This is a genomic window from Agathobaculum sp. (assembly GCF_050946325.1).
Taxonomy (GTDB): Bacteria; Bacillota; Clostridia; order Oscillospirales; family Butyricicoccaceae; genus Agathobaculum.
Genome location: NZ_JBMNUP010000128.1, coordinates 1 through 5,550, shown reverse-complemented (window position 1 = coordinate 5,550; position 5,550 = coordinate 1). Strand labels below are relative to the sequence as shown.

General features: G+C 54.6%; 8 protein-coding genes and 1 riboswitch. Of the genes, 7 read left to right on the top strand and 1 reads right to left on the bottom strand.

Annotated elements, in window-relative coordinates; genetic code table 11:
• Together ACOYIE_RS08915 and ACOYIE_RS08910 are read left to right on the top strand one after the other, a co-directional pair.
• Positions 1-405: diacylglycerol/lipid kinase family protein (locus tag ACOYIE_RS08915; protein ID WP_433412447.1), on the top strand; the 405-nt coding region annotated here is incomplete at its 5' end.
• A gap of 6 nt (positions 406-411) precedes the next feature.
• A riboswitch (Fluoride riboswitch) is annotated at positions 412-487 on the top strand.
• A gap of 63 nt (positions 488-550) precedes the next feature.
• Positions 551-1,750 carry a cation:proton antiporter domain-containing protein gene (locus ACOYIE_RS08910; RefSeq protein ID WP_433412445.1) on the top strand — a complete coding sequence of 400 codons (1,200 nt, stop codon included), beginning with the start codon at positions 551-553 and terminating at the stop codon, positions 1,748-1,750.
• A gap of 37 nt (positions 1,751-1,787) precedes the next feature.
• On the opposite strand, the gene ACOYIE_RS08905 is transcribed toward ACOYIE_RS08910, so the two are convergent.
• Positions 1,788-1,961, bottom strand: coding sequence for a DUF1540 domain-containing protein (locus tag ACOYIE_RS08905; protein WP_433412443.1), 174 nt, complete (start codon positions 1,959-1,961; stop codon positions 1,788-1,790).
• A gap of 246 nt (positions 1,962-2,207) precedes the next feature.
• Here ACOYIE_RS08905 and ACOYIE_RS08900 point away from each other — a divergent pair, with 246 nt between their 5' ends.
• The 5 genes from ACOYIE_RS08900 to ACOYIE_RS08880 form a co-directional block, all read left to right on the top strand.
• Positions 2,208-2,447 carry a TM1266 family iron-only hydrogenase system putative regulator gene (locus ACOYIE_RS08900; protein ID WP_433412441.1) on the top strand — a complete coding sequence of 80 codons (240 nt, stop codon included), beginning with the start codon at positions 2,208-2,210 and terminating at the stop codon, positions 2,445-2,447.
• Between the two features lie 15 nt (positions 2,448-2,462).
• On the top strand, positions 2,463-3,491 hold the full coding sequence (locus ACOYIE_RS08895; protein ID WP_433412439.1) for an ABC transporter substrate-binding protein: 1,029 nt from the start codon (positions 2,463-2,465) through the stop codon (positions 3,489-3,491).
• Positions 3,466-4,233, top strand: a complete 768-nt coding sequence (locus tag ACOYIE_RS08890) for an ABC transporter permease (protein WP_433412437.1) — start codon at positions 3,466-3,468, stop codon at positions 4,231-4,233. Before ACOYIE_RS08895 ends, ACOYIE_RS08890 begins: the two co-directional genes overlap by 26 nt.
• Positions 4,230-4,808: an ABC transporter ATP-binding protein gene (locus tag ACOYIE_RS08885; RefSeq protein ID WP_433412435.1), complete on the top strand. Its 579-nt coding sequence runs from the start codon at positions 4,230-4,232 to the stop codon at positions 4,806-4,808. The genes ACOYIE_RS08890 and ACOYIE_RS08885 overlap by 4 nt, the downstream gene beginning before the upstream one ends.
• 21 nt (positions 4,809-4,829) lie before the next feature.
• A partial coding sequence (locus ACOYIE_RS08880) for a methyltransferase (RefSeq protein ID WP_433412433.1) occupies positions 4,830-5,550 on the top strand: 721 nt, incomplete at its 3' end.

The window sequence follows — 5,550 nt, the reverse complement described above, 5'->3', positions numbered from 1 at the left end:
AAAGATTATCATATTCGGATTTCCAGCGAGGAAATGACGATAGAAGATGATTTTATTTATGGCATGGTTTCCAATTCGGTATCGGTCGGCGGTTTTAAGACCATTAAACCTGACGGCGTGGTGTTGGATGATGGGCTGTATGAAGTGCTGCTGGTTTACCCCGTAGAAAATCCAATGGAGCTGCAATGGCTGGCGAACGATCTGCTGACGAATAATATGGCGTCCAATCGGTTTGTGTATTTCCGTACGTCAAATATCACGTTTGACTGCGATGATAAAGTGATGTGGACGCTGGACGGTGAATTTGGCGGAGCGGTCAAACGGGCGGAAATTCGTAATTACAGCAGGGCGATTACTTTTGTAACCGGCAACGCAAAAACACTTGAAAAGCCGCCGGAAGGATGATATACTTTCATACAAGGGAATGAAGTGCTCCCGTGGCAAAATGCCAAAACCGCTTGAAAGAGCTGATGACTTCTGCACGAACCATATTATCGTGCGGGTCATCAGCTTTTTTTGATGCACCGGCGCACGGAAGGGAGCAATATGAATGTTAACAAGCCTTGCATATGTACTGATTTTTGGAATGTTTTTTGGGTGGCTTGCCGGCCGGCTCGGTTTGCCGCGGCTGTTGGGTATGCTGCTCACAGGCATTTTACTGGGACCGTGCGTATTGGACCTGCTGGATGATACGCTGTTGGGAATCAGTGCCGACCTGCGGCAGATGGCATTGGTGATTATTCTGCTGCGCGCAGGCTTGTCCCTGGAAACGGAAGGGCTGAAACGGCTGGGAAGGCCGGCCGTGCTGATGTGCTTTGTGCCTGCCTGTTTTGAGATTTGCGGCATGATTCTGCTGGGGCCCCGTCTGCTGCATATCTCCGTGCTGGAGGCGGCGATTATGGGCGCTGTGGTAGGCGCGGTATCGCCTGCGGTGATTGTGCCGAAGATGATCTGGCTGATGGAAAACGGCTGGGGCACCAAGCAGGGGGTTCCGCAGATGATACTGGCGGGCGCGTCGGTGGATGATGTGTTTGTCATTGTGCTTTTTACCGTGTTTACAGGATTGGCGCAGGGCGGCAGTGTTTCGGTATTGGATTTTGCACAGGTGCCGGTGGCTATTGTTCTGGGCATTTTGGGCGGCCTGTTGGCAGGCCTGCTGCTCGCGGCGTTTTTTCGGGCGCATCCTATGCGGGATACGGCAAAAACGCTGCTTCTGCTTAGTGCGGCGCTGCTTCTGGTCGCCTTGGAAAATGCGCTGAAAGGAGCCGTGTCGTTTTCCGGCCTGCTGGCTGTGATGAGCATGGGCGTGCTGCTGCAAAAGAAAAGCGGCGCGGTCGCCAGCAAACTGTCAGAAAAATGCTCCAAACTGTGGGTTGGCGCGGAAATTGTGCTGTTTGTACTGGTGGGCGCGGCAGTGGATGTCCGATATGCGCTGCAGGCCGGTGCGGCGGCGGTTGTGCTGCTGTTCGGTGTGCTGCTGTTCCGAATGGCCGGCGTGTGGTGCTGTTTGCTGAAAACGCCTCTCGATGCAGGGGAACGGATCTTTTGCATGATCGCTTATCTGCCAAAAGCAACGGTGCAGGCAGCTATTGGTGCGGTTCCTCTGGCCATGGGGCTGCCCTGCGGAAAACTGGTGCTGACAGTGGCGGTTTTGTCCATTCTGATTACGGCGCCGCTTGGCGCGCTGGGGATTGAAAAAACGTACCGGAGATTGCTGTCCATGCCGGACAGGGAAAAAGCGGATGCCTGACAGGAAGTCAGGACATCCGCTTTCCGAGAAGAAGTTGTCAGCAGCACTTGCGCGTAAAAGATTTGCAGTCGGTGCATTGGTCAACCGTCGGGCTGGTCTCGTGCGTGCCGACGGTGATCGCGTCCAGCGCGCAGTATTCTGCGTGATCGCAGTGGTTTGCACACTGCTCAACCGTGCAGCGGATTGCCTTGTTGCATTGAGAACGATCCATGAGAAAGACCTCCTTTTTGATTTTGATGATAGTGTTTCCGTGCGCCTGGAAAATATACATTGACAAAACTCCCTTGAAGAGGTATACTTTTGAAAGAAAACTTTCCCAGAAGCTGTTCTGATGGGCGAGCGTTTAAAATGATATTCTGCTGTCAAAGAGAAAGTCTGCGATGAAAGAACGGAAAAGCTGATTTGCGTCCTGCATCGTATGATGTGGGGCGTATTTTTTTGGAAGGAAGGATAAGTTATGGAAAAAAGAATTGCAATTCTTGGAATTATCGTGCATGATCGCGCGTCCAGCAGCGAGGTCAATCGCCTGCTGCATGAGTATGGTGAATACATTATTGGCCGCATGGGCATCCCGCATCAGGACCACTGCTCGATTATTACAATTGTGCTGGAGTGCCCGAACGATACGATCAACGCGCTGTCGGGCAAACTGGGGCGGCTGAAAGACGTGCAGGTAAAATCCATGCTGGCAAAGTGAAAGGGGAAATGAAAAATGAAACGTATCACAGTGGGGCTGTCTGCCCTGATTTTAGCTTTTTCCATGCTGGCAGGGTGCAGCCAGCCGTCTGCGCAGACGGGAGATGCGCAAAACACCGCTCCGGCTGCGCCGGATGCAGTGGAAGCCGGATATGAGGATGGGCTGGTGACCCGCGTAGCCGCGCTTAAGGGACCGACATCTATGGGCCTTGTGCAGCTGATGCAGGATAACGAGGGGAATGCGGATGCACCGTATGCGTTTGAAATGTATACGGCTGGAGACGAGGTTGTGCCGCTGCTGGCGCAGGATAAAGTGGATATTGCACTCATTCCGACCAATCTGGCTGCAACGCTGTATCAGAAAACCGAAGGAAACATACAGGTTTTGAACGTCAATGCCGGAAACGTCCTTTATGTGGTTTCTCATGATGAAGCGCTCGCGGAGCTGGACGGACTGAAAGGCCGGACGGTGTACATGACGGGCAAGGGAACAACACCCGAATGGACGCTGCGCTGCCTGCTGAACAAGAGCGATATCACAGAAGATGAGCTGACGATTGAATTTAAATCCGAACCGACCGAAGTGGTGGCTGCTTTGGGACAGGATGCGCAGGCGGTCGGCATTTTGCCGCAGCCGTTTGCCACGGTTGCGCTGATGCAGGATCAGGAAATGTCGGTTAATTTCCCGCTGGATGATCCATGGCGCGCCCTCAACGGGCAGGGGATTGCAACTGGTGTGACCGTTGTGCGCAAAGCGTTTGCAGAGGAGCATCCGGCGGCGGTTGCACAGTTTTTGGCGGACCATCAGCAGTCCGTGCAGCGTGTTTCGGAAAAAACGGAGGATGCGGCACAGCTGATTGAAAAATACGGCATCGTTAAGGCGGGCGTTGCACAGCAGGTGCTGGAGAATTTCAACCCGCTTTCAGCAGAAAGCGGCGATGCAATGAAAGCCTGGGTTTCCAACTATCTGGAAGCTTTGTATGAGATTGACCCTGCGGCGGTAGGAGGAGCGCTGCCCGATGAAGACTTCTACTATTTGGGATAAACGTTTTGTGCGCGTTGCTGCGGCCGCTGCATTTTGGCTGGCGGTGTGGCAGGGCGTCTCCATGGCGATTCCGAAGCTGTTATTTGCAGGCCCTGTACCGACGGTGCAGAGCCTGCTTTCCATGTTGCCGACCGCTGCGTTCTGGGTGTCTGTCGCAGGTACGGTCGGCAAGATTGCGGCGGGCTTTGCAGCGGCGTTTGCGGCGGGCGGCATACTGGCGGCGCTGTGCAGCTGGTCAAAGGCATGCCGCGCGGTTTTGGAGCCTGCCGTACACATGATGAAGAGCCTGCCGGTTGCCTGTTTTGTGGTGGTTGCATTGATTTGGGTGCCTTCGGCATGGATATCGGTGCTGACTGCCTACTTTGTCGTCTTTCCGGCTGTTTATATCAACTTGCGGACAGGGATTTCCGGAGCAGACAGAAAAATGCTGGAAATGGCGCGGGTTTTTCGCCTGAGCGCGGCCAAGCGGGCGCGGGTAGTCTGGATTCCGGCCGTGCTTCCATATTTGCTGTCGGCCTGCCGCGTAACGGTGGGCATGGCGCTCAAAGCGGGCATTGCGGGCGAAATTATCGGGCTGCCGCGGCATTCGATTGGCGAACAGCTTTATCTTGCCAAATTGTACTTGAATACAGATGATTTGTTCGCATGGTCGATTGCGATTATCGGGCTGAGTTTTGCCCTGGAGAAATTGCTGATCCATGCGATTGCGGCGGCACAGCGGAAATGGGGGGCGCCGGCATGATAAAACTGGAGCAGGTGAGCAAACGATTTGATGGGAAACCGGTGCTACATTGCCTGAACTGGCAGATGGAGAAGGGCGAATGCTGGAAAATTTCCGGCGCATCCGGCGTGGGCAAAACAACGTTTTTACGATTGCTGATGGGGCTGGAAACGCCGGACAGCGGACGGATAACAGGAGCGGACAAAGTGCGGTTCTGCCCCGTGTTTCAGGAAGATCGGCTGGCAGATGCTTGGAGCGCTGTGCAGAATGTTGCTTTGGTTTGCCGAGGTGCGGCGCAGGCACGGGAAGTGCTGGGCGCACTGCTGCCTCCTGATTCTTTGGAGCAGCCGGTGCGAACCCTTTCCGGCGGCATGCGCAGGCGCGTCTCGTTGGCGAGAGCGTTGGCCGCGGAGGGCGATGCGCTACTGTTGGATGAGCCGTTTGCCGGCTTGGATGAACGGACGGTTGACCGTGCCTGCCGGGCAATTGAAAAATATCGTGCCGGACGGGCGGTGCTGCTGGTTTCGCACGGTACAGAGGAGCTGTTTTCTGCGTGGAAGGTCTTGCGGCTGGATGACGGCTCCGGTATACTATAACCAGTAAAGGTGTGATGAATGATGCAGAAAGGCGATCAGGCCAAACTAAAACTGCTGCTGAGCGGCATTTCGGCCAGACTGACAAAGAACAGAGATTATTTTGTGCGGGCAGACTGTACGTTCGTGTCCGGTAAAAAGAAGTTTCTTGCCGGCTTGCAGCGGGCGGAGGAGAATTACCGGCTGTCCTTCCAAGGGACAGAACGCGCTGTTGGTGCGGAACAGTTCTGCGCTTTTTTTGCAGAGCAGGCAGAAAAGTTTGACGAGGCAGCGCTGACGTATACGGAGCGCGGAACCGTGGTGACGCTGACGGTGACGGCGCGCGGCGTACAGATGAAGCAGGCGGAGCGGACCGCCTCTGCGGAGGAACAGGCTGCTGCCGCCAATCCGCTTTTGGACAGCGGAAGACAGTATCTGATCCGCGTGGACAAGGCGGGGGCACTGCTGCGTGAAATCGGTATTTTGACAGCAGAGGGAAAGCTGAAGAACGATATGATCCGCAAATACAACCAGATTGACCATTATGTGGAACTGGTGGCGCCCATGTTCGAGCAGGATGACAGTGAGGAAATCGTGCTGCTTGACTGCGCCTGCGGAAAATCCTACCTCAGCTTTGTGATGAATTATTATCTGCGGGATGTGCTTCGCCGCCGCTGCCGGGTAATCGGGGTGGATATTAACGAGCATGTGATAGCGGAGAGCAGGGCGATGGCCAGCCGTCTGGGTTACCATAATATGACTTTTC

Bases quoted from the DNA above. Each gene is read 5' to 3' on its own strand.
- ACOYIE_RS08890 (WP_433412437.1), top strand. From the start codon at position 3,466: ATGAAGACTTCTACTATTTGGGATAAACGTTTTGTGCGCGTTGCTGCG.
- ACOYIE_RS08905 (WP_433412443.1), bottom strand. From the start codon at position 1,961: ATGGATCGTTCTCAATGCAACAAGGCAATCCGCTGCACGGTTGAGCAG.
- ACOYIE_RS08900 (WP_433412441.1), top strand. From the start codon at position 2,208: ATGGAAAAAAGAATTGCAATTCTTGGAATTATCGTGCATGATCGCGCG.
- ACOYIE_RS08885 (WP_433412435.1), top strand. From the start codon at position 4,230: ATGATAAAACTGGAGCAGGTGAGCAAACGATTTGATGGGAAACCGGTG.
- ACOYIE_RS08910 (WP_433412445.1), top strand. From the start codon at position 551: ATGTTAACAAGCCTTGCATATGTACTGATTTTTGGAATGTTTTTTGGG.
- ACOYIE_RS08895 (WP_433412439.1), top strand. From the start codon at position 2,463: ATGAAACGTATCACAGTGGGGCTGTCTGCCCTGATTTTAGCTTTTTCC.